This window comes from Alteromonas sp. ISO5, from assembly GCF_058105165.1.
Map to the genome: position 1 here is coordinate 3289205 of NZ_CM176572.1, position 21489 is coordinate 3310693.

Below are 21489 nucleotides of genomic sequence, written 5' to 3' on the forward strand. Positions count from 1 at the left end.
CTGCCTGCAATTAGCTTATAAAAGACCCATCGCATGTTAAAGCAACGAATTATTACGGCGCTGATCCTGGCGCCACTGGCTATTATGGCCATCTTGTTTTTACCCATTCACATCTTTCAATATGTGATTGCCGGTGTGGTCGCTCTGGGCGGTTACGAATGGGCAAATATGTCCGGTATTACCGCCCGGCCTTATAAAGTGGCTTTTGGTTTACTGCTGCTGGTGGGTTGTCTTACTCTGATTAGCATTGTGGATGTCAATGTTATCTGGTTCCAGGGCGCGCTTAATGAGCTTTACCACTGGATCCTGTCAGTCGCGGTGATCTGGTGGCTGGCTTCATTCTTTATGATCCTTGCGTATCCCCGTTATTCGGCGTTTTGGCGTCAAAGCTGGATGATTCGCTGTTTGTTTGGTGTATTAACGCTCATTCCAACCTGGGTAGCCGTAGTTGCCCTGCGTTCCAGCCTTTACGATGTGGATACGTTTTACGGTGCATCGCTGATTTTTTACGTACTGGGTATTGTCTGGGCTGCCGATATCGGTGCTTTCTTTGTGGGCGTCAAATTCGGCCGTCATAAGCTACGTCCGAATGTGTCGCCGGGGAAAACCTTTGAAGGGCTGTTCGGTGGCATCATGGCGTCTTTTGCGATTATTGCCTTTGCAGCGCTGCATTATCAGGTAGAAACTTCACGTATCTGGCTGCATTTGTTAATTGGCGGTTTAACCGTAGCTGTTTCTGCGCTGGGCGATCTGAATGAAAGTATGTTTAAGCGCTGTGCAGGCATTAAAGACAGCGGCCGGATTTTACCTGGTCATGGTGGTCTGATGGATCGCATTGATAGCCTGACTGCAGCCTTTCCGATATTTGCCTACTGCTACGTCACCTGGATGGCCTGATGCAAACGCTTACGATTCTTGGTGCGACCGGTTCCATCGGTCAAAGTACGCTGGATGTTATTGCCCGTCACCCGGATTTATACCGGGTGTTTGCGATCACGGGGCACCGTCAGGTAGAAAGACTGGTGCAACAGGCAAAAGCCTGTCACGCCCGATATCTGGTGGTTGCCAGCGATGATGATTATGAACAGGCTACCAGACTGGCCGTTGAGTATGATCTGTCGTCCGAAGTGTTAAGTGGGAAACGAGCGCTGGAAGAAGTCGCCTCAGCCCCGGAAGTCGATTCAGTGATGGCCGCTATTGTTGGCGCTGCCGGACTTGTGCCAACCCTGGCGGCAGTAAAAGCCGGCAAGCGGGTATTGCTGGCCAATAAAGAGTCGCTGGTGATGTCCGGCGCATTATTTTTAGACGCCGCCAGACAGTCACAGGCGGAGATTTTACCCATCGATAGTGAACACAACGCCATTTTTCAGTGTTTACCGGCAGATTTTAACTATGCTGAATTAAGCACCTCCGGTATCAGTAAAATACTGCTGACAGGTTCTGGTGGTCCGTTCCGTGACAGAGAACTGTCGACCTTTGCTGACATTACACCCGAACAGGCATGTGCCCATCCTAATTGGGATATGGGGCGCAAAATCTCGGTAGACTCAGCCACCATGATGAACAAAGGGCTGGAATTTATTGAAGCCTGTTGGTTGTTTGGTTTGCAGCCAGACGATATTCAGGTGGTGCTGCATCCACAAAGTACCATTCATTCCATGGTGCAGTATGTTGATGGTTCAGTGATTGCACAAATGGGCAATCCTGATATGCGTACACCGATTGCCTATGGATTAGGGTATCCCAACCGAATTGATGCCGGTGTGGCACCGCTGGATTTTGCTACGCTCAGTGATTTGAGTTTTTCGACTCCGGATACCCATCGCTTCCCTAATTTATATCTTGCAATTGAAGCCTGTCGCAGTGGCCAGGCCGCCACCACGCGACTGAACGCCGCCAATGAAATTGCAGTGCAGGCATTTTTGGACAATCGCATAAGCTTTAACCAAATCGCACAAATAAACGAGGAAATTCTAAATCGTTTTGAACCAACCGCGGTTTCGTCCATCCAACAGGTGCTCGAATTAGACAAGCAGGCGAGACTGGCCGCAATAGCAATGATAGAGGAAAGTTAAAGCGTGTTTGAATTTTTGCGTAATGCCGGTGCATTTATTATTGCCTTGAGTATTTTGGTCGCGGTTCATGAATGGGGACACTACTACATTGCGCGCTTGTGTGGTGTGTACGTAAAACGGTTTTCTATTGGCTTCGGTAAGCCAATCTGGAGCAAAGTGGATAAGCACGGTACCGAGTTTGCCCTGGCAGCTATTCCGCTTGGCGGTTACGTGCGCATGCTCGATGAACGGGTGGATGAAGTGCCACCTGAAATGGCCTCACAGGCGTTTAACAACAAGTCTGTAGGCAAGCGAATGGCCATTATTGCAGCGGGCCCGGGCGTTAACTTTATCTTTGCCGCGATTGCCTTGTACGTGATGTTTTTGATTGGTATCAGCACCATTAAGCCAGTCATTGGCGAGGTGAGTCCTGATAGCATCGCTGCGAAAGCGGGCCTGACCGGCAATATGGAAATTATCGCCGTAGGCTCAAGGGAAACGCCGGACTGGGAAGCGGTGAATCTGGAACTGATGTCATACATTGGCCAGGAAAGCATGCCGGTGACCGTAGCTTCAGAGAGTGACAGTGCCCGCCAACGCGTTTTAGATATTACCGGATGGAACTTTGATCCGGATTCGGAGTCTCCTTTACGCAGTCTGGGAATTTCACCATTCAGGCCTGGAGCAACATTAACCGTTGCTTACGTGGCCGAAAAGACTGCGGCGAGTGATGCCGGCCTTCAGCAGAACGACGAGGTTGTGGCGCTGGATGGACAACCGGTGACTGCCTGGGAAGATTTTGTTGCCCAAATTAAGAACCGCCCGGGTGAACAGGTAGAGATTCGGGTAAACAGGGCTGGTCAAACCTATGACCTTTCTGCCACAATTGGGCGCCGTGATACGCCAGAGGGGCAGGACGGTTACCTGGGCGTCAGTCCTTTTGCCGAACCATGGCCTGAAGGTTATGTGGTTACCCACCAGTACGGACTGCTGGATGCGGTAGGTAAAGCGGTTGATAAGACCTGGCGCTTAATGACCTTAAGCGTCGAAATGATAGGGAAACTGATTACCGGCGATGTATCAGTTAAAAACCTGAGCGGCCCGATCGCTATCGCGCAGGGTGCGGGTAACAGTGCAGGATACGGTCTGGTTTACTTTTTAAGTTTTCTGGCCCTGATCAGTGTGAACCTGGGGATAGTAAACTTACTGCCCTTGCCAATGCTAGATGGCGGTCACCTGATGTACTTTACCATTGAGTGGATTACTGGCCGCCCGGTACCTGAGGAAGTTCAGGAGTGGGGATTTAGAATTGGTGCCATGCTGTTATTTACCATAATGAGCATTGCCATATTTAATGATATTACACGTTTGTCGTAAGAATGCAGACGTCAGCAAGAATAAGCGAACGCAGCAGGAAGAAAAAGAATAGATGAAGTTTAATCAGTTAGTAGTAGCCGGATTGTTATGCTCCAGTGCTAGCTTAGCCAACGCTGCTTCAGGCAACAGTGAGTTTGTCGTAGAAGATATCCGGGTTGAAGGCCTGCAGCGAGTTGCTTTGGGCGCCGCGCTAACCTACATTCCGGTGCAAAAAGGTGACGAAGTCAATTCATTTCGAATTACGCAGTTGATTCGGTCTCTGTATTCGTCAACACACTTTGAAAACATTCAGGTAATGCGTGATGGCAATACGCTGATAATCAAGGTTGCCGAACGTCCAACCATCAGTAACATTATTTTTGACGGCAACGATGACATTAAAGATGAACAGCTTCAGGAAAGTCTGGACGGGAGTAATATTCGGGTGGGTGAGCCACTGGATAAAACCGTTCTGACGTCCATTGAGAATGGCCTGAAAGACTTCTTTTACAGTATTGGTAAGTATAACGCTGACGTCACCGCAATCATTACGCCATTACCGCGTAACCGGGTGGATTTGAAGTTATTGTTTGAAGAGGGCGATGCCGCCGATATCAAACAAATCAATATCGTGGGTAATGAGCTGTTCTCAGACCAGGAGCTGTTGGAAGATTTTGAGTTACAGTTCAATACTGCCTGGTATGACTTCCTGTCAGAAACCCGTTATCAGCAGCAAACACTGCAGGGTGACATGGAAACCCTGACCAATTTCTACATGGACCGCGGTTACCTGCGTTTCAATGTTGATTCCACCCAGGTGGCCATGACCCCTGAGAAAGACGGTATTTATATTTCACTGAATGTCACCGAGGGCGAGCAGTACACTATCTCAGAAGTCGAGTTGGTGGGCGAAATGCTGGGCCACGAAAACTACATTGAACGGGTATTACCACTTACGCCGGGTGAGTTATACAACCAGGCGGAAGTGACTTACACCGAAGAGTTTATCAGTAAATACCTGGGCCGCTTTGGTTATGCTTATCCTACGGTTACCACCGTACCGGAAATTAACGACGAAGATAAAACCGTTAAGCTGACCCTACGGGTGGATCCCGGGAAACGTATCTATGTACGTCGAATTAACTTTAACGGTAACACCATTACTGCCGACGAAGTGTTACGTCAGAATGTGGTGCAAATGGAAGGTACCTGGTTATCCAACGATCTGCTGGAAAGCTCGAAAAACTCCATGTCGCGTTTAACCTACATGGAAGAGGTGGAATTTGAAACCGTACGTATCCCGGGTAAAGACGATCAGGTTGACGTGCAGTTTAAAGTGAAAGAACAACCCTCCGGTTCATTCAACGCAGGTATCAGTTATGGCGATCAGACTAAGTTAGGTCTGCAGGCTGGGATTCAGCAAGATAACTTCCTGGGGACCGGTAAGCGTATTGGTGTTAACGTGAGTACGGTGTCGTACCAAAAGTCGGCGCAGTTGTCTTACACTGACCCTTTCTTTACCATTGACGGTATCAGCCTGGGTGGCACGGTTGCATTCAGTGAGTTTGATGGTTCCAGCTTTAACGTTATTCAGTACAACTCCAAGCGTTGGTCAGTCGGGGCAAATATTGGTTACCCGATTGACGAATTCAATCGTATTAACTTTGGTTTGACTTACTCAGACGTAGAGTTGTCTAACCGGGGTTATTATGAGCAAACAAACCGGTTCTACGGGCAGTTTACTGACGATCAGAATCCGGATGCGCCCATTAACTATACCAGCTTGCAAAGCTCGGTAGCTTGGAGTCGCAGCACATTAAACCGTGGTTTGTTTCCGACGGCTGGTTCATCACAGCGTGCGTCATTTAGTATTACCACGCCGAACTCAGACGTGAACTTCTTTAAAACCATTTACGACGGCCGCTTTTACTTCCCGCTTAGCCGTGATCAGCGCTGGTCGGTGCTGACCAAGGTCAGACTGGGGTATGGTAATGGTTACGGCGATATCAACGGTAACGAGCAGATCCTGCCATTTACCGAGAACTTCACAGCCGGTGGTGCCGATACTTTACGTGGTTTTGAGAACAACACCGTAGGACCCAGAGGGATACAGCGTGTAAGTGGTTCAAATACGGTTACATTACCGGATGGTACCGTCATTCCTGGCAGTCCTTCTGGCGATTCCTACGTGCTTTCACGTCGCAGTTTAGGTGGTAATGCTATGGCGCTTGGTAGCCTTGAGCTGATTACCCCTACACCATTCGTGGAAGAAGATGCGTCTAACTCGGTTCGCACCAGTGTATTCGTTGACGTGGGTAACGTGTGGGATACAGAGTTTGACTATAACGAGTATCTGCAGTTAGATAACAGAGGTCGAGACGAACTGCTGGATTATTCCGATTGGTCTTTATTTCGCAGTTCAGCAGGTATTTCTGTACAATGGATTTCACCCATGGGCCCAATGGTCTTCAGCTTCTCGCGGGCTATTAAAGAACGTGAAGGTGATGATGCGAAATTCTTTACATTTAATATTGGTCAAACATTTTAATAGTAGCTGGCACAGACCAGAAAATAAAAGGAGCACCTTTTGAAACAGTTGGCAAAATATGCAATTGCATCGGCAATGTTAGGTAGTGCGATGTTTAGTTCTGCAGCAATGGCAGAGCAAAAAATCGGCGTGGTAAACGTGCAAGGTATTTTTCAGGCGCTGCCGCAAGCGGCTGAGATCCAGAATGCCATTTCTATGGAATTCAAAGAGCAGGTTGACGAAGTCAACATGTTACAACGTGATGGTCAGTTATATGCTGAGAAATTGCAGCGTGACGCGGCAACCATGAGCGCTACTGAGAAGAAAGAACTGGAAGAGAAAATTCTGACTGTTCGTGAGCAACTTTCTCAGAAAGTGCAGCCACTTCAGCAAAATATCCAGCGTCGGCAGAATGAAGAGCGTAACAAAATCTTAGCGCTTATCAAGCAAGCAATTGATTCAGTTGCTGCAGACAACGACTACGATCTGGTACTTGATGCACCGGCTGTGGTTTATGCAGACGAAAGCAACGACTTGTCACAAAAAGTCCTGGATCAGCTGAGCAAATTAAACTAATCAGTGGCTGGTAAATACAGAGCCGACGTTTAATTCTGCTCTGTAAGTCAGCAGGTACTTACAGCAACAACTAGTATCTACTCTTAATCAATCAGGCCAGCGCAGTGTGTTGGTCTGATTTGTTTTTAAGTGATTAACGCGTAAGGTTGCCGCCCATATGAAGTTATAGCGACAAAGTCACCATCAAGGGAGTTGTCTGCTTGCACCGTGTCGAAGGAGATAATTTTTGGCCAACCCACTTAATACTATCGAAATCCGTGAAATTATGGATTTGCTACCTCATCGTTATCCGTTTCTGCTTATTGACAGAGTGACGGATTATGAACTGGGTGTTAGCATCAAAGCGTATAAAAACATTACCCTCAACGAACCTTGTTTTACCGGACATTTTCCTGATTATCCGATTTTTCCGGGGGTATTGATCCTGGAAGCAATGGCGCAGGCCGCCGGGGTACTGGGATTTAAGACCATAGGTAAAAACGATAAGCTATATTTATACGCAGGAATAGACAACGCGCGTTTTAAGCGCCCGGTAACGCCAGGCGACAAACTAGAATTTGACGTAAGCTTGGTTAAAGAGCGTCGTGGGATTTGGAAGTTCAAAGGCGTCGCGAGTGTCGACGGTGAAGAAGCCTGCTGCGCAGAGTTTATGTGTGCAATGAGAGAGAAGAATTAACGTGATTCATGAAACTGCGGTGATTTCCCCTGGTGCGACCCTTGGTAAAAATGTCTCAGTAGGCCCGTTTTCTATTATTGGCGATGAGGTAGTTATTGGTGACAACTGCCGCATTGAATCACATGTGGTGATTAAAGGACCTACGCGTATAGGTCAGGGTAACCATTTTTATCAGTTCAGCTCAATTGGTGAAGACTGCCAGGATAAAAAGTATGCTGGTGAGCGTACGGAGTTGATCATTGGTAATAATAATGTGTTCCGCGAAGGCGTGACGGTTCACCGTGGTACGGTGCAAGATGAAGGTGTTACCCGTATTGGCTCTGATAACCTGATTATGGTTAACGCGCATATCGCTCACGACTGTGTGATTGGCGATAATGTGATTATGGCGAATAACGTGATGGTAGCTGGCCACGTCGACATTGGCGATTACGCGATACTGGGCGGCGCTACGGCAATCCACCAGTTTTGTAAAATTGGTGCTCACTCCTTTATGGGAGGAGGCGCAATTGTATTACGCGATGTTCCGCCATACGTAATGGTAAGTGGCACTAAATATATTCCGCAAGGTATCAATTCTGAAGGGTTGCGTCGTCGTGGTTATGGTAAAGAAACCATCATGGCGATTAAGCGCGCGTATAAAGTGATTTACCGCGATAATAATACGGTTGAAGAAGCAATTAAAAAACTGACTGAGATGGCTGAAGGCCATCCCGAAGTTGGCATGTTAATTACGTTTCTGACGGAGTCAGAACGCGGCATCGTGCGCTAAGCGATGACAACCAGACCGCTACGCATTGCCGTTGTCGCCGGTGAAGCGTCCGGCGACGTGCTCGCCGCCGGACTCATCAGCGCGCTGAAAAAGCGCTATCCGGACGCGATATTCGAAGGCATTGCCGGGCAGCACATGCAGGCGGCGGGGTGCATCAGTCTGTTTGATATTGAAATTCTATCGGTGATGGGACTGGTGGAGGTGTTATCCAGCATCCGGCCCATTCTGAAAGTCAAAAACGAACTCATTGCTCATTTTATAAAGCACCCTCCGGACGTTTACATCGGTGTGGATGCGCCCGACTTTAATCTGCGTGTAGAAACCGCCCTAAAACAGCATGGCATTAAAACCGTCCACTATGTCAGTCCTACCGTATGGGCCTGGCGGGAAAAACGTATCTTTAAGATTGCCAGGGCCACAAACCGGGTACTGGGGATTTTTCCCTTCGAGCAGGATGTCTACGATAAATACCAGGTTCCTTATCGGTTTGTCGGTCATACCATGGCCGATATTATTCCACTGTGTCCGGATCAGGCTGAAGCCAGAAACGCGCTCGGCCTGAGTCACGATAGCCAGTGTCTGGCTCTGCTGCCCGGCAGCCGGGGCGGTGAAGTAGCGAAATTACTGCCGGTATTTACCGATACGGTAGAGCAACTATGGCAGCAAAAGCCTCACTGCCAGATTGTGATCCCGGCCGCTAATGACAGACGTTTGCAACAAATTGAGCAATATTTGCAAGTCAGCAAACCGGCCTGGCTGGAAGACAGTCGGGTGATGGTGCTGGCGGGGCAGTCCCGTGAAGCCATGATAGCCAGTGATGTGATTCTGCTGGCATCGGGAACTGCCACATTGGAAGCCATGCTGTGCAAGCGGCCTATGGTATCGGCTTACTTACTGTCCTGGTTAACGCACAAAATGATGATGCGGTTATATAAACCGGCGTATTTTTCATTACCGAATATTCTGGCTAACGAAGCTCTGGTGCCAGAGTTGTTGCAGGAAGATGTGAATCCCGAGCGACTTTGCCGTGAACTGCTTAACTTGTTTGACGCCGATACCACGGCGTTAACGGAGCGATTTGTTGAGTTGCACCAGTCGTTAAAACAAAACGCCGATGAACGAGCGGCAGAAGCCGTTCTGGAAGTTATCAATGAGTAACTTTATTGCCGGTGTGGATGAAGTTGGCCGGGGCCCTTTGGTGGGCGATGTCGTCACCGCTGCGGTGATCCTCGACCCGAACAATCCCATAGAGGGGCTAACTGATTCTAAAAAACTCAGTGAGAAAAAACGCAACGCGTTATCGGCTGAAATTAAACAAAAAGCGCTGGCGTGGGCAATTGGCCGTGCAACGCCGGCCGAAATCGACAAACTTAATATTCTGCACGCTACCATGCTGGCCATGACCCGCGCTGTAGATAATCTGTTACTAACGCCAGACTACGTGCTGGTGGACGGAAATCGATTACCGCCCTGGTCTTATGCAGCTGAAGCTGTGGTAAAAGGCGACAGCCTGCATCCTGAAATTTCTGCCGCATCCATTCTGGCTAAGGTGGAGCGGGACAACGATATGCTGGAGTTGGATAAGCAATATCCTGCCTACGGATTTGCCGCACATAAAGGCTATCCGACCAAAGCGCATTTTGCAGCGCTGGCCGACAACGGTGTATTATCGTGTTATCGCAAAAGTTTTAAACCGGTTCAGGCATTACTTACTGCTGCAGGATCCTCGGTGACAACTAAAGGTTAATAAAAAATGTCAGCGAACTTTGTTCATTTACGGGTACACAGTGACTTTTCCATGATGGATGGTCTGAATAAGGTCAAACCTATTCTGGCCAAAGTGGAAGAGCTGGGTATGCCGGCGGTGGCTATTACCGACCAGATGAATATGTGTGGCCTGGTAAAATATTACTCAGAGGCGCACTCCCGCGGTATAAAGCCCATCATAGGCACCGATTTTTGGGTGCAAAGTGAAGACTTTGTCGACGAGCCTTTCCGCCTCACGCTACTGGCCATGAACAATGAGGGATATAAAAATATCACCTTGTTGATTTCGAAGGCGTATCTGCGTGGCCACGTCCATCATCGGGCTATGATTGATAAACAATGGCTGGCGGAACATGCCGAGGGCGTTATCGTACTCTCTGGTGGAACCAAAGGCGATGTTGGCCAGTTGCTGACTAAAAACAACCCTAAAATGCTGGAAGACAACCTGGCATTTTATACTACCCATTTTGCCGATCGTTTCTATCTGGAACTGGTTCGCACCGGGCGACGCGGCGAAGAAGACTACAACCACGCCGCCTTTGCGTTAGCGGAAGAACGAGGTTTACCCGTAGTAGCCACCAACGAAGTCTGTTTTATAGACCGTGACAAATTTGATGCCCATGAAATACGCGTAAGTATCCATGATGGTTATACGCTGGATGATAAACGTCGCCCGAAACACTACAGTGAACAGCAGTATCTACGCAGTAGCGAAGAAATGGTCGCGCTGTTCGAGGACATTCCCGAGGCTATTGAAAATACGGTAGAAATCGCTAAGCGCTGTAATGTAACCGTGCGTCTGGGCGAGTACTTCCTGCCACAGTTTCCAACTGGCGGTATGACTACTGAGGACTTTCTGGTAAAGGTGTCTGAAGAAGGTCTGGAAGAGCGGTTGGAATTTCTGTTCCCGGATGAAAAAGTACGCGAGGAAAAGCGCCCGGCCTACGACGAAAGACTAGAAATTGAACTGGGCGTAATCAATCAGATGGGCTTCCCAGGTTACTTCCTGATCGTCATGGAATTTATCCAGTGGAGTAAGGACAATGACATTCCGGTGGGGCCAGGCCGTGGTTCCGGTGCCGGCTCACTGGTGGCTTATGCGCTGAAGATTACTGATCTGGATCCACTTGAGTTTGACCTCCTCTTCGAACGGTTCCTGAATCCCGAACGGGTCTCTATGCCCGATTTCGACGTTGACTTTTGTATGGACCGTCGGGACGAGGTAATCGATCACGTTGCCGAACTTTATGGCCGTGATGCGGTATCGCAGATTATCACCTTTGGTACCATGGCAGCAAAAGCGGTGGTGCGCGACGTGGGCCGGGTATTGGGTCATCCCTATGGTTTTGTTGATCGCATTTCAAAGTTAATTCCACCCGATCCGGGCATGACGTTGTCGAAAGCTTTTGAAGCGGAGCCACGCTTACCCGAGCTTTATGAGCAGGACGAAGAAGTCCGCGATCTTATCGATATGGCGCGCATCCTCGAGGGGGTAACCCGAAACGCCGGTAAACACGCCGGGGGCGTGGTCATAGCGCCCACCAAAATCACCGACTTCTCACCGCTCTACTGTGATGATGAAGGTAAGAACCCGGTTACCCAGTTTGATAAAAACGATGTGGAAACCGCCGGTCTGGTTAAGTTCGACTTCCTGGGGTTAAGAACCCTGACTATTATTCAGTGGGCGCTGGATATGATTAAGGAAGGGCAGGGCAAAGACGTTGATATTGCGGCCATTCCGTTAGAAGACAAAAAGAGTTTCCGGTCATTGCAGGCCGCAGAGACCACCGCGGTATTCCAGCTTGAATCCCGCGGCATGAAAGAACTGATTAAACGCCTTAAACCGGACTGTTTTGAAGACATCATCGCACTGGTAGCCCTGTTCCGTCCGGGGCCTTTGCAATCCGGCATGGTAGATAACTTTATCGACCGTAAGCACGGTCGGGAGGAAATCTCCTACCCTGATGCTGATTATCAGCACGAGTGTTTACAAGAAATTCTGGAGCCCACCTACGGCATTATCCTCTATCAGGAGCAGGTAATGCAGATTGCTCAGGAAATGGCCGGTTACTCGTTGGGCGGCGCTGACTTGCTACGTCGGGCTATGGGTAAGAAAAAACCCGAAGAGATGGAAAAACAGCGGGCAGTTTTTGCGGAAGGGTCGAAAAACAATAATATCGACCCTGATCTGGCGATGAAAATTTTCGACCTGGTGGAAAAGTTCGCCGGTTATGGTTTCAACAAATCTCACTCGGCCGCCTACGCACTGGTTTCCTACCAAACATTATGGCTGAAAGTGCATTATCCTGCCGAGTTTATGGCTGCGGTAATGTCGGCCGATATGGATAACACCGATAAAATCGTGACCCTGGTGGATGAATGTGCCCGTATGGGACTGGAGATTCTGCCGCCGGACCTCAATAAAGGACGTTATAAGTTTACCGTTGATGCGCAGGGCCGCATTGTATACGGCATCGGTGCCATTAAAGGCGTGGGTGAAAGCCCAATCGAAGCAATCATTGAAGCCCGCGAGAATCAGGGTGCGTTTTCAGATTTGTTTGATTTTTGCGCTAAGGTTGATTTGAAGCGGGTTAACAAGCGGGTACTGGAAAAGCTGGTGCTCGCTGGTGCGATGGACAATTTAGGTCCGCACCGGGCCGCTATTATGGCATCGCTGCCGGAGGCCATTGCTGCGGCAGACCAGCATGCTAAAGCGGAGTCTTTTGGTCAGTCCGATATGTTCGGCCTGCTGACTACTGAGCCTGAACAGGTGCTTCAGGCGTTTGCTGAAGTCCCCCAATGGCCAGAGAAAGTCTGGCTGGACGGGGAAAAAGAAACCCTGGGACTGTATTTAACCGGTCACCCGATTAATCAATATGCCGAAGAAGTCCGTAATTATGTTGACGGACGCCTGGTTGACCTGCGTCCGACCGGCAAGGATCAGATGGCTACGGCCGTTGGTCTGGTGCTGGGAGTGCGGGTAATGACCAATAAAAAAGGGCGGCGCTGGGCAATTGTTACACTTGACGATAAAAGTGCTAGAATGGACGTCAGGTTCTTCCCTGAAATGTATGAAACTTTTGAATCAGTGCTCGAACCTGATCGTATTTTGGTCATCAAGGGACAGGTCAGCTTTGATGATTTCTCGGGGGGCAATACAATCACCGCCCGGGATGCTATGGATATTGTTCAGGCGCGTGAGAAAAATGCGCGTTCCCTGGCATTGCAAGTCGACACGCAATGGTGTAAACCAGATAAGTTATCATCGTTGCAGTCGATTTTACGTAATTATGCGGGTGGTAGTTGCCCGGTTCAGTTAGATATTTTACATCCGGATGTGGCAGTTTCATTAAAATGTGACGCACACTGGTTTATTACACCCGAAGATCAGTTATTGCACGAATTAAAACAGTGCCTGGGTGAGCAGTCGGTTAGGCTGACCTTTCATTAATCGGTGAAGGTCAGGCCAATCGGGGAGTAAAAGTAGGACACGTAATGAGTATACAGTTTTTGGATTTTGAACAACCAATAGCCGAACTAGAAGCAAAAATAGAAGAGCTGCGGTTGGTAAATCAGGGCGGTGAGTTTGATGTGGGGATCGAAGAAGAGATCACCCGTCTGCGCACGAAAAGTGCCGAGTTAACCGGCAAAATTTTCTCTAATCTCGGCGCCTGGCAGATTTCTCAGTTGGCGCGTCATCCAATGCGTCCTTACACGCTGGATTACCTGACCCGCACATTTCATGAGTTCGACGAGCTGGCAGGTGATCGCGCCTATGCCGACGATAAGGCTATTGTTGGTGGACTGGCAAAGTTAGATGACCAGCCGGTGATGATTATCGGTCATCAGAAAGGCCGTGACGTACCGGAAAAGATTAAACGTAATTTCGGGATGCCAAAGCCTGAAGGTTATCGTAAAGCACTGCGTCTGATGAAGATGGCAGAGCGCTTTAATCTGCCGATTATTACTCTCATAGACACTCCCGGAGCTTATCCGGGTGTTGGTGCAGAAGAGCGTGGTCAGAGTGAAGCCATTGCCCGAAACCTAAAAGAAATGGCCGAACTTAAAGTGCCGATTATCTGTACCGTGATTGGCGAAGGTGGTTCGGGTGGTGCATTGGCAATTGGTGTGGGCGACCGGGTGAATATGCTGCAATACAGTACCTATTCGGTCATCTCGCCTGAAGGATGTGCCTCTATTCTCTGGAAGAGTGCAGATAAAGCCCCGCAGGCTGCCGAAGCCATGGGCGTGAGTGCGCAGCAAATCAAAGAGCTGGGCCTGATTAATGCCATTGTGGAAGAACCGCTCGGCGGCGCTCATCGTGATCACGACAGTATGGCAGCTAATCTGAAAGCGACTCTGAAACAGCAATTGAGCCAGTTACAGTCATTGCCACTGGATAAGTTGATGGACGAGCGCTACGAGCGACTGATGTCATTTGGTTATTGCTAGGGCATAACAAATCGATTAACTTAATAAAAGGGCCGGCAACGGCCCTTTTTTATTCGTCGTTTTTCATCTGGTAAAGTCCCGTTTATGGATCCGGTTTTTTCTGCATTAAGTACACATCTCAGCACGCTGATGGGTCGCGAACAGCCCGAAAAGCTGATCGTTGGCTTAAGTGGTGGCCTCGACTCCGTCGTGCTCTTGCATGGACTTATGCGGTTGTCACGCAGCGGTGCACTTGCTTTACCTGACATTGATGCGGTTTATGTGAATCATGGCCTGAGTGTCAATGCTAGTGACTGGCAATTGTTTTGTGAGGCGTTTTGTAAGAACCTCGACGTAAGCTTTACAGCGATTACTGTTGAGGTTACACCTCGCGCCCGAGAAAGTCTGGAGGCCTGTGCCCGTGAACGCCGCTACGAAGCCTTAACCGGCCATGCGAAAACGGCAAAACGTGTTATTCTTACCGCCCATCATCAGGATGATCAGGTTGAAACCGTGCTACTTCAGTTAAAGCGTGGGGCAGGGCCTAAGGGATTGTCGGGTATTCCGGCCTTCAGCGTAATGCACTCAGTAGCCGTTAGTCGACCGTTGCTAAACCTGAGCCGCGCGCAAATTCTGGCGTATGCACAGCAAAATGGTCTGCGCTGGATAGAGGATGAGTCAAACCGCGATGAAAGCTTCGATCGCAATTTTCTGCGGCACAGTGTGCTGCCGTCATTGTTAGAGCGCTGGCCCTCGTTTGGCCAGACGGTTTCCCGCAGTGCCAGCTTATGTGCCGAGCAGCAGACCCTGCTTGATGAAGCCTGTGACGAGCGTCTTGAAAGTTTGTGTGGTCAGCCTGAGCGTATCTCTGTGAGTGGATTAAACGCCGCTTCGCCTGCCTGGCAACGTGCCTTGCTGCGCCGTTGGCTTGAGTTCAACAACGTAGTCATGCCGGGTACAAAGCAACTGACGCAAATTCAGCAAATGCTGGCAGCCAGGCCCGATGCACAACCTCACATTGTCCTGGGAAGCACTCAGTTACGCCGTTATCAGGATACCCTTTACTGCTTCGACTCAAACCGGCTTCCATGGTCTTTCAAAACCGTCCGGTTTAGTGCTGAAGAAGAGGTGGTTATCGAACCACAGCAGCAGAAGCTGCTTGTTGGCGAACAAGACAATGGGGCTTTGTGCACTGCAACGTTAACCGTTGCCAATAGCTGTTTTTCGTTAAGCCAACCTGTATTGTCTTTGCCGGTTAAACCGGTCGGGGAGGTACATCACAAACCTTTGAAACAATGGTTTAAACAATGGAAAATGCCGCCCTGGGAGCGTGGTGACTGGTTACTACTGAGTGATGCAGAACAACCGTTGGCATTGGTTGGGAAGGGTCAGGTATTACCTCTTTCTACAACGGGGCAACATAGGCTCCTAATACAGCTTTACGCGTTATAGACAGTGGCAAACCGGCAGTCAACCATCGGCAATTTGGTGCCGTCTCAGGCTGCCTGATAAGTGCCCTTGCCATCTTTTTTTGCCTCATACAGCGCTTTGTCGGCGCGGTCGAATAAATCGCCCATGCTATCATTTTCACGCAGTATGGAGCCGCCTATACTACAGGTGACCTTATGAGTTTTAAGCAGCGGGTGATCGTGCATGGCGTCATGGATCCTGTCGGCAATCGCTGACAGTTCTCTTGAGCATCTGACATCCAGTAAACAGCAGAATTCGTCGCCGCCGAAACGGTAGGCTTCTTCATGCCCCCGAATGGTGTCGGTCAGTATTGCCGCTGTGGTTTTCAGCACTTCGTCACCTTGCTGGTGGCCATGTTTGTCGTTCACCTGTTTAAAGTTATCCAGATCCACTACCAGCAGCCCAAAGGTCTGGCCGTTTCGGGTATGGCGGTTAATCAGTCGCTGAGCCGCTTCATTAAAACCGTTGCGATTGCCGAGATTGGTTAGTGGGTCCTTAGTTGCCATCAGGCGTAAACGCTGAAATTCAATGGCGTGTATGAGCGGTCTGGTAAACAACTGATGTAATGTGGCCAGAACACGGCGCTGGGATGGAGACAAATTTTCGTCAAAAATATAACGCACAAAAGCTGCGTGTTTGCCCTGGTCAAGGCGAATGGCACTGATCGGCAGGCTAACTGAAAATTCGCTGTTAAGCAGACCTGCGTTCAACGCGTTATCAAACTCGGACAAATCGAGACCGACCAGAGGCAAGTATCTGTTTACCTCTGTAAAATAGAGTGACACCAGTGTATTAATTTCAATCGTTGAGGTCAGTTGGTTGAGCACGGTATTGACCTGCTCACTGGTCAGTACTTCAGGCTCAGCACCGCCTAAAAAGCCGCTTTCTGTAGTAGCGTGTTCAAATTGAATCATTGAAATATCCAAGTGCTGCCCCTTGACTCAACATCCGGCACCTACTTCACTTTAAGGATGACAAAAATATGTCGTTACTTGTGAAAATGTGTGCTTTGATTAGACTTAATGGTATGGTTGCCATTTTTTAAGCAAAACACATGCCCAAAATGCGTTGCGGGGAATTTAGGTGGTAGAACACGGTTTCGTTCAAATTGTACTGTTAATGCTTATAGCAGTGGTGAGTGTGGCTTTATTTAAACGGATCCATCTGCCGCCCATCCTCGCCTATTTATTTGCCGGTATCATTGCCGGGCCTAGTGGTTTTGCTCTTTATTCTCACCCTGAAGATATGCACCTGGCCGCTGAAGTCGGCATCGTCTTTCTGCTGTTTTCCCTTGGTCTTGAATTTTCATTACCAAAACTGATGGCGATGCGTTCGCTGGTATTTGGCGCCGGGCTGATGCAGATGGTACTGACCACCGTGCTGGGCTCAGTCGCGGTATGGATGCTGGTGGAAACTACCTTGTCGGCGGCCATCGTGATTGGCGGCATGCTGGCGCTCAGTTCCACTGCTATTGTCATTAAACAGGTGACAGAGATGGGCATATTGAACAATGTCCGCACGCAACTGGCGGTGAGTATCTTGCTTTTTCAGGACCTCGCTGTGGTGCCATTTCTGATCGTTATTCCGTTGCTGTCGGGTGAAAGAGAAACCAGCCTGGCGATGGCACTGGCCATGGCGCTGGTAAAAGGCGTACTGGTTGTGGGTATGCTAATGTCAGTGGGTAAATGGGTACTGCCCTGGGTCTTCAGAGAAGTGGCGCGCACCCGTACCGATGAATTGTTTGTGCTGACTACTATTCTGGTAGCGTTACTGGCAGGCGGGCTTACCTATGCCTTTGGTCTGTCTATGGCTTTGGGCGCTTTCCTGGCCGGAATGATGCTTGGTGAAAGTCAGTACAAGTATCAGTTGGAAGCGGATATCCGGCCCTTCCGTGACATTCTGATGGGATTGTTTTTCGTCACTGTTGGAATGCAGTTAGAACTCTCGGTGCTGATGAGTTACGGTCACTGGATCGTGCTTGGCGTTATTCTGCTGATGCTAGCCAAGGTGGTGCTGGTACGTCTGGCTGCCAGTGTCTTTTCTATTTCATCTATTGACGGCTGGTCGGCAGGGTTAAAACTATGTCAGGTCGGGGAGTTTAGTTTTGTTATCGCCTCTCTGGCCAGTAGTCACTCAGTGATCAGTCCTACTCAGTCGTCCATTCTGATTTCCATGGGCGTCATTAGTATGGCACTGACGCCCTGGTTAGTTGAGCATAGCCTTGAATTAGCACAGAGATTCAGCCCCACTGCGAACAGTAAAATCGAGCCGGAAGTGCCGGAGATTGATGTGAGCGGTATGCGTGATCATGTGATTATCTGTGGTTTTGGACGGGTAGGGCAATCGGTTGCCAGAATGCTCAATATGGAAGACGTACCGTATCTGGTTATTGATGTTGATCCGATCCGGGTGTTTGAGAGCCGTAGTGCCGGTGAGCATGTAATTTATGGCGACGCCACGCAAAAAGACCTGCTGCAAAGCGCTCGGTTAGAACAGGCAAAACTGGTCTTGGTGACTTTTTCTGAGGCAGAAAAAGCCAAGTTGGTGATCAATGCCGCGCGTCAGGTAAAAGGTGAGGTTGATGTTATGGTAAGGACGCCGCGTGATGTGGAACTGGAAGCGCTCTATAGCGCCGGGGCAAGCCAGGTGGTACCGGAACTTCAGGAAGGCAGCCTGATGCTCATCTCACAGGTGATGCATTATGCCGGGGTGCCTATGTCAAAAATTCTTAAGCGGGTACGTGAAGAGCGCAAGGGGCGCTACGACCATCTGCACGGTTTTTACCCGGGCGAGACTACCGAAATCAGCTATAACACGGCCGATAAACTGGAGTTTATCCATGCCATAGCACTGGGCACAGACGCCTTTGCGGTAGACAAGCAACTGCATGAACTGACTGGCATGATTGATAAGGTGAAAATAAAGTCGGTGCGACGCGGTGGCCAGGAGTTTACCGCCGAGGGCTGGCAGGAACGGCTAATGCCAGGTGATATTTTAGTTATTGCTGGTAAGCCAAGACGTATCGAACGCGCCGAGCGTTACCTTCTTGATGGTTACTGAAACACGCTAACAGGTTAGAAATTAATGGTTACTGCACCGGTTGTGGAATTATAATCAACCGTAAATGAGGGATTGCTTACCAATGAGTTGGTGCCGGTGAAATTTGTTATTGTACCGCGTTTCGTATAGGGCGTTAGGTCGTGAAGCGTTAATAACTTAACACCAGCATATTACTGCTGGTGTTATTACTGATAGGGAAAAATCACGCAACCCGGTCGTCTTCGAGGTCTTTAAATTGCTTTTTCAGGTCGTAGCCAGGGTCAGTAACAATTTTTTCTAAGGTGACAATGCGAGCTTTGAGCGTTTCAATTTCTTTTTTCAACTCGTTAGTTTTGTCATTATCGGCGTGATTATTTTTTGCCTTATGCTTAGATGTGGAAATGATGGTGCCAGCTAAAATGGCAACGATCACAACTACTGCGGTCCAAAAGCTCATAGTATTTTCCCTTAGTTAATCAGTTTCGTATAATCAGGCGCTTTACGTCGCAGTTACCATGCCGATATAACGGTGTGGGTGATGCGACGACTAGCATCGTTTGAGAATAGTATAGCAATTACTTCGCCAGAAAGATAAAGTGCTTTAAAAACATTTGGTTATGTTTTTATTATGGAGAGGTGAAGCGATGATTATCGCTATTTTGACCATTTAATTGAGTTTTTTCGCTAATGAATGAGCAAGTTAATCAAGACGAGTACTGGATACGTCATGCGTTATCGCTGGCGGCAAAAGCCGAAGCGATGAACGAAATTCCGGTAGGTGCTGTGGTCGTTGCCGACAATCAGATACTCGGTGAGGGTTATAATACGCCTATCGTTGATCACGATCCTTCCGCTCACGCGGAGATGAAAGCGATTCGCATGGCGGCCCGGACCATTGAGAATTACCGGATAATTAATGCCACCTTATACGTTACACTCGAACCTTGCCCAATGTGCGCAGGCTTGCTGGTACATAGCCGCATTAATCGGTTAGTTTTCGGCGCATTTGATACCAAAACGGGGGCAGCTGGCAGTGTGATGCAGCTTTGTCAGCATTCACAACTAAACCATCAGCTTGTAATAAACGGTGGTGTTTTAGCGGACGAATGCGGGGGAATTATTTCTGAGTTTTTCAGACGGCGAAGGGCAGAAAAGAAAGCGGCAAAAGCGGCGGGTTAGTTTGCTTTTGCCATTTGTACCAGGTCAAAGTTCAAAAACTGACGGCGTCTTTGAAAAATTTTCTGGCTTGTTTTACGCATCTGATGTCGTCTTCTGTTCGTGTTTTTCATATTAATCTCCGTAATTATTAATGGGTTGCGTTATTTGTCTTCTTCCAACCCGGTGATTACACTGATCACTCTAATAGACGTATATGAAGGTGATATGACAAAAGATCAAGTACCTTTCATTAACAGTGTTAACGTTTCTGCTACGTAGCGTACCTGATCCACAAAAGCAACAGCCTGGTCGCCGTTGGCAAATCCTGCGCGAGTTGTTGAATAATCGGTCTGCAACAAGGGGAGCTGTTGTTTAACATCGACCCATAAATCCGGGTTTGCTCCGGCCTGAATGGTGAGTTGTCTGGCATCGTCGATATGCTCTGCTCCCAGATAATAGGCAGCCAGGATAAACCAGGTGCGATCAGCTCCCTGAATCCTGGCTGGCAATTGCGCTTGCAACGCGTCGATTTTGCGGCCTATCTGAGTCAGCCTGGCGATTGGTTTTTCGCTTTCTTTTGCCTGCTCATTCTGTGCTGCACGCCAGTTGTTCAGAAGGTAATCGATGGCGGCTATGTACGCGCTGTCCAGCGTGCTCTCTGTACTCTCAACAGCAAGCTGTACAGCCGGATAACGGGTGTTTACATGCTCGACCAGGGCTCTTGGATCGGGCTTTTCGACCACCTTTTCAGGTTCAAGCATAGTGGCAATGAGCACGGCAAGAGAACCATTGGCCCGGCTTAAATGAGTATATTCATATAAACTACTGAGTAACCCCATGTCCTCGGCACGAACCAGCCATTGCTTGTTAATTGAGGAATCCGGCAGTTGTTCTTCTTGTAGCGATGGAAAATAACCTGCCAGCGCAGACCGCCAGGTGTCGGGGAGTATTGTGCAGGATTGTGCCTGGCTTGCTAGCATACTTAGTAACGTCACGCTGTCCGCGCTATCCGATTGTTGCCAGGTGAGACCAGTAACCGCTGTTACGGTTTCCTTTAAGTAAGGTAATACTTGTCGTTGCTGAGTTTCAAGTGCAGAGCAAGGTTGGTCAGCTTTCTCGGGCATTAAACGAATCAGCTTTGCGGTAAACAGTACCGGGCCATTGGTCACCCTTCCGGTGCTCGCAGCCGTATACCGGAAGCGTGGCGCAGCTATATGGATATCGTGATTGATAAGTGCCTTGTAAAGATTTATTTCGTTGTAAAACGACACTACCTTTAACTCAACCCCCAGATAGTCAGCAAGACCGTGGGCATAGCCGTAATCAAAACCGGTCGGGCCTTCTCCGGTAACATGGTAATGGTGTCTGTCATTGATCAGACCAACCCTCAACACCTGTTCCTGTAGCACGGTATTGAGGGTAGTTTGCGCCCGGGCACTGGTCATCAGTATCCAGCTAGTGACGATGGTGATAAAAACAAGTTTGCCTGCTATACGGTGAGGTAGGGGATTCATTATTATTCTTTATTACTGCTGTCTGTGCCAAAACCACAAAATCGGGTTATTCGGGTAAAAAAATTACGGTTGAATAACCCTAGCTGGTTATCAAGCCGCCGCTTTTCCACTATAATCCGCGCCAAACCAGTTCACAACCAGGACCGACG

17 protein-coding genes are annotated in these 21489 nt (G+C 48.9%); 14 read left to right on the top strand and 3 right to left on the bottom strand.

The genetic code is table 11. From position 1 onward, the window contains the following. Positions 1-33 precede the first annotated feature (33 nt). From AC2T0J_RS14675 to tilS, 12 genes are all read left to right on the top strand, one after another. Positions 34-897 carry a phosphatidate cytidylyltransferase gene (locus AC2T0J_RS14675; RefSeq protein WP_489806536.1) on the top strand — a complete coding sequence of 288 codons (864 nt, stop codon included), beginning with the start codon at positions 34-36 and terminating at the stop codon, positions 895-897. After that, positions 897-2075, top strand: a complete 1179-nt coding sequence (gene ispC, locus AC2T0J_RS14680; RefSeq protein ID WP_489806537.1) for a 1-deoxy-D-xylulose-5-phosphate reductoisomerase — start codon at positions 897-899, stop codon at positions 2073-2075. The genes AC2T0J_RS14675 and ispC overlap by 1 nt, the downstream gene beginning before the upstream one ends. Before the next feature lie 3 nt (positions 2076-2078). Continuing rightward, positions 2079-3431, top strand: a complete 1353-nt coding sequence (gene rseP, locus AC2T0J_RS14685) for a sigma E protease regulator RseP (protein WP_489806538.1) — start codon at positions 2079-2081, stop codon at positions 3429-3431. Between the two features lie 52 nt (positions 3432-3483). Next, positions 3484-5958 carry an outer membrane protein assembly factor BamA gene (gene bamA, locus AC2T0J_RS14690; RefSeq protein ID WP_489806539.1) on the top strand — a complete coding sequence of 825 codons (2475 nt, stop codon included), beginning with the start codon at positions 3484-3486 and terminating at the stop codon, positions 5956-5958. A 39-nt stretch (positions 5959-5997) separates the two neighbouring features. Beyond that, positions 5998-6513, top strand: coding sequence for an OmpH family outer membrane protein (locus AC2T0J_RS14695; protein ID WP_279318239.1), 516 nt, complete (start codon positions 5998-6000; stop codon positions 6511-6513). Positions 6514-6739: 226 nt separating this feature from the next. After that, on the top strand, positions 6740-7189 hold the full coding sequence (fabZ, locus tag AC2T0J_RS14700; RefSeq protein ID WP_489806540.1) for a 3-hydroxyacyl-ACP dehydratase FabZ: 450 nt from the start codon (positions 6740-6742) through the stop codon (positions 7187-7189). A gap of 1 nt (position 7190) precedes the next feature. Then, a complete protein-coding gene (gene lpxA, locus AC2T0J_RS14705) occupies positions 7191-7961 on the top strand; it encodes an acyl-ACP--UDP-N-acetylglucosamine O-acyltransferase (protein ID WP_489806541.1) in 771 nt (256 codons plus the stop codon). 3 nt (positions 7962-7964) lie between these two features. Beyond that, the gene (gene lpxB / locus AC2T0J_RS14710) at positions 7965-9119 is read left to right on the top strand and encodes a lipid-A-disaccharide synthase (RefSeq protein WP_489806542.1); all 1155 of its coding nucleotides are present in this window, start codon (positions 7965-7967) and stop codon (positions 9117-9119) included. Further along, positions 9112-9708, top strand: coding sequence for a ribonuclease HII (rnhB, locus tag AC2T0J_RS14715; RefSeq protein ID WP_489806543.1), 597 nt, complete (start codon positions 9112-9114; stop codon positions 9706-9708). Before lpxB ends, rnhB begins: the two co-directional genes overlap by 8 nt. A gap of 6 nt (positions 9709-9714) precedes the next feature. After that, positions 9715-13179, top strand: coding sequence for a DNA polymerase III subunit alpha (gene dnaE, locus AC2T0J_RS14720; protein ID WP_489806544.1), 3465 nt, complete (start codon positions 9715-9717; stop codon positions 13177-13179). Positions 13180-13223: 44 nt separating this feature from the next. Next, the gene (accA, locus tag AC2T0J_RS14725; RefSeq protein ID WP_489806545.1) at positions 13224-14180 is read left to right on the top strand and encodes an acetyl-CoA carboxylase carboxyl transferase subunit alpha; all 957 of its coding nucleotides are present in this window, start codon (positions 13224-13226) and stop codon (positions 14178-14180) included. An 84-nt stretch (positions 14181-14264) separates the two neighbouring features. Further along, positions 14265-15611 carry a tRNA lysidine(34) synthetase TilS gene (gene tilS / locus AC2T0J_RS14730; protein ID WP_489806546.1) on the top strand — a complete coding sequence of 449 codons (1347 nt, stop codon included), beginning with the start codon at positions 14265-14267 and terminating at the stop codon, positions 15609-15611. 44 nt (positions 15612-15655) lie between these two features. Here the strand turns inward: tilS and AC2T0J_RS14735 are convergent, their stop codons facing one another. Next, positions 15656-16543 (bottom strand): GGDEF domain-containing protein, encoded by an 888-nt coding sequence (locus AC2T0J_RS14735; RefSeq protein ID WP_489806547.1) that lies wholly within the window; start codon positions 16541-16543, stop codon positions 15656-15658. A gap of 205 nt (positions 16544-16748) precedes the next feature. Here AC2T0J_RS14735 and AC2T0J_RS14740 point away from each other — a divergent pair, with 205 nt between their 5' ends. Next, positions 16749-18689, top strand: coding sequence for a monovalent cation:proton antiporter family protein (locus AC2T0J_RS14740; protein ID WP_489810347.1), 1941 nt, complete (start codon positions 16749-16751; stop codon positions 18687-18689). A 202-nt stretch (positions 18690-18891) separates the two neighbouring features. Here AC2T0J_RS14740 and AC2T0J_RS14745 read toward each other — a convergent pair whose 3' ends face one another. Further along, positions 18892-19125: a hypothetical protein gene (locus tag AC2T0J_RS14745; RefSeq protein WP_489806548.1), complete on the bottom strand. Its 234-nt coding sequence runs from the start codon at positions 19123-19125 to the stop codon at positions 18892-18894. 230 nt (positions 19126-19355) lie between these two features. Here AC2T0J_RS14745 and tadA point away from each other — a divergent pair, with 230 nt between their 5' ends. Next, positions 19356-19847 (top strand): tRNA adenosine(34) deaminase TadA, encoded by a 492-nt coding sequence (gene tadA, locus AC2T0J_RS14750; protein ID WP_489806549.1) that lies wholly within the window; start codon positions 19356-19358, stop codon positions 19845-19847. Positions 19848-20062: 215 nt separating this feature from the next. On the opposite strand, the gene AC2T0J_RS14755 is transcribed toward tadA, so the two are convergent. Next, positions 20063-21340, bottom strand: coding sequence for a membrane-bound lytic murein transglycosylase MltF (locus AC2T0J_RS14755; protein WP_489806550.1), 1278 nt, complete (start codon positions 21338-21340; stop codon positions 20063-20065). Between the last annotated feature and the right edge of the window lie 149 nt (positions 21341-21489).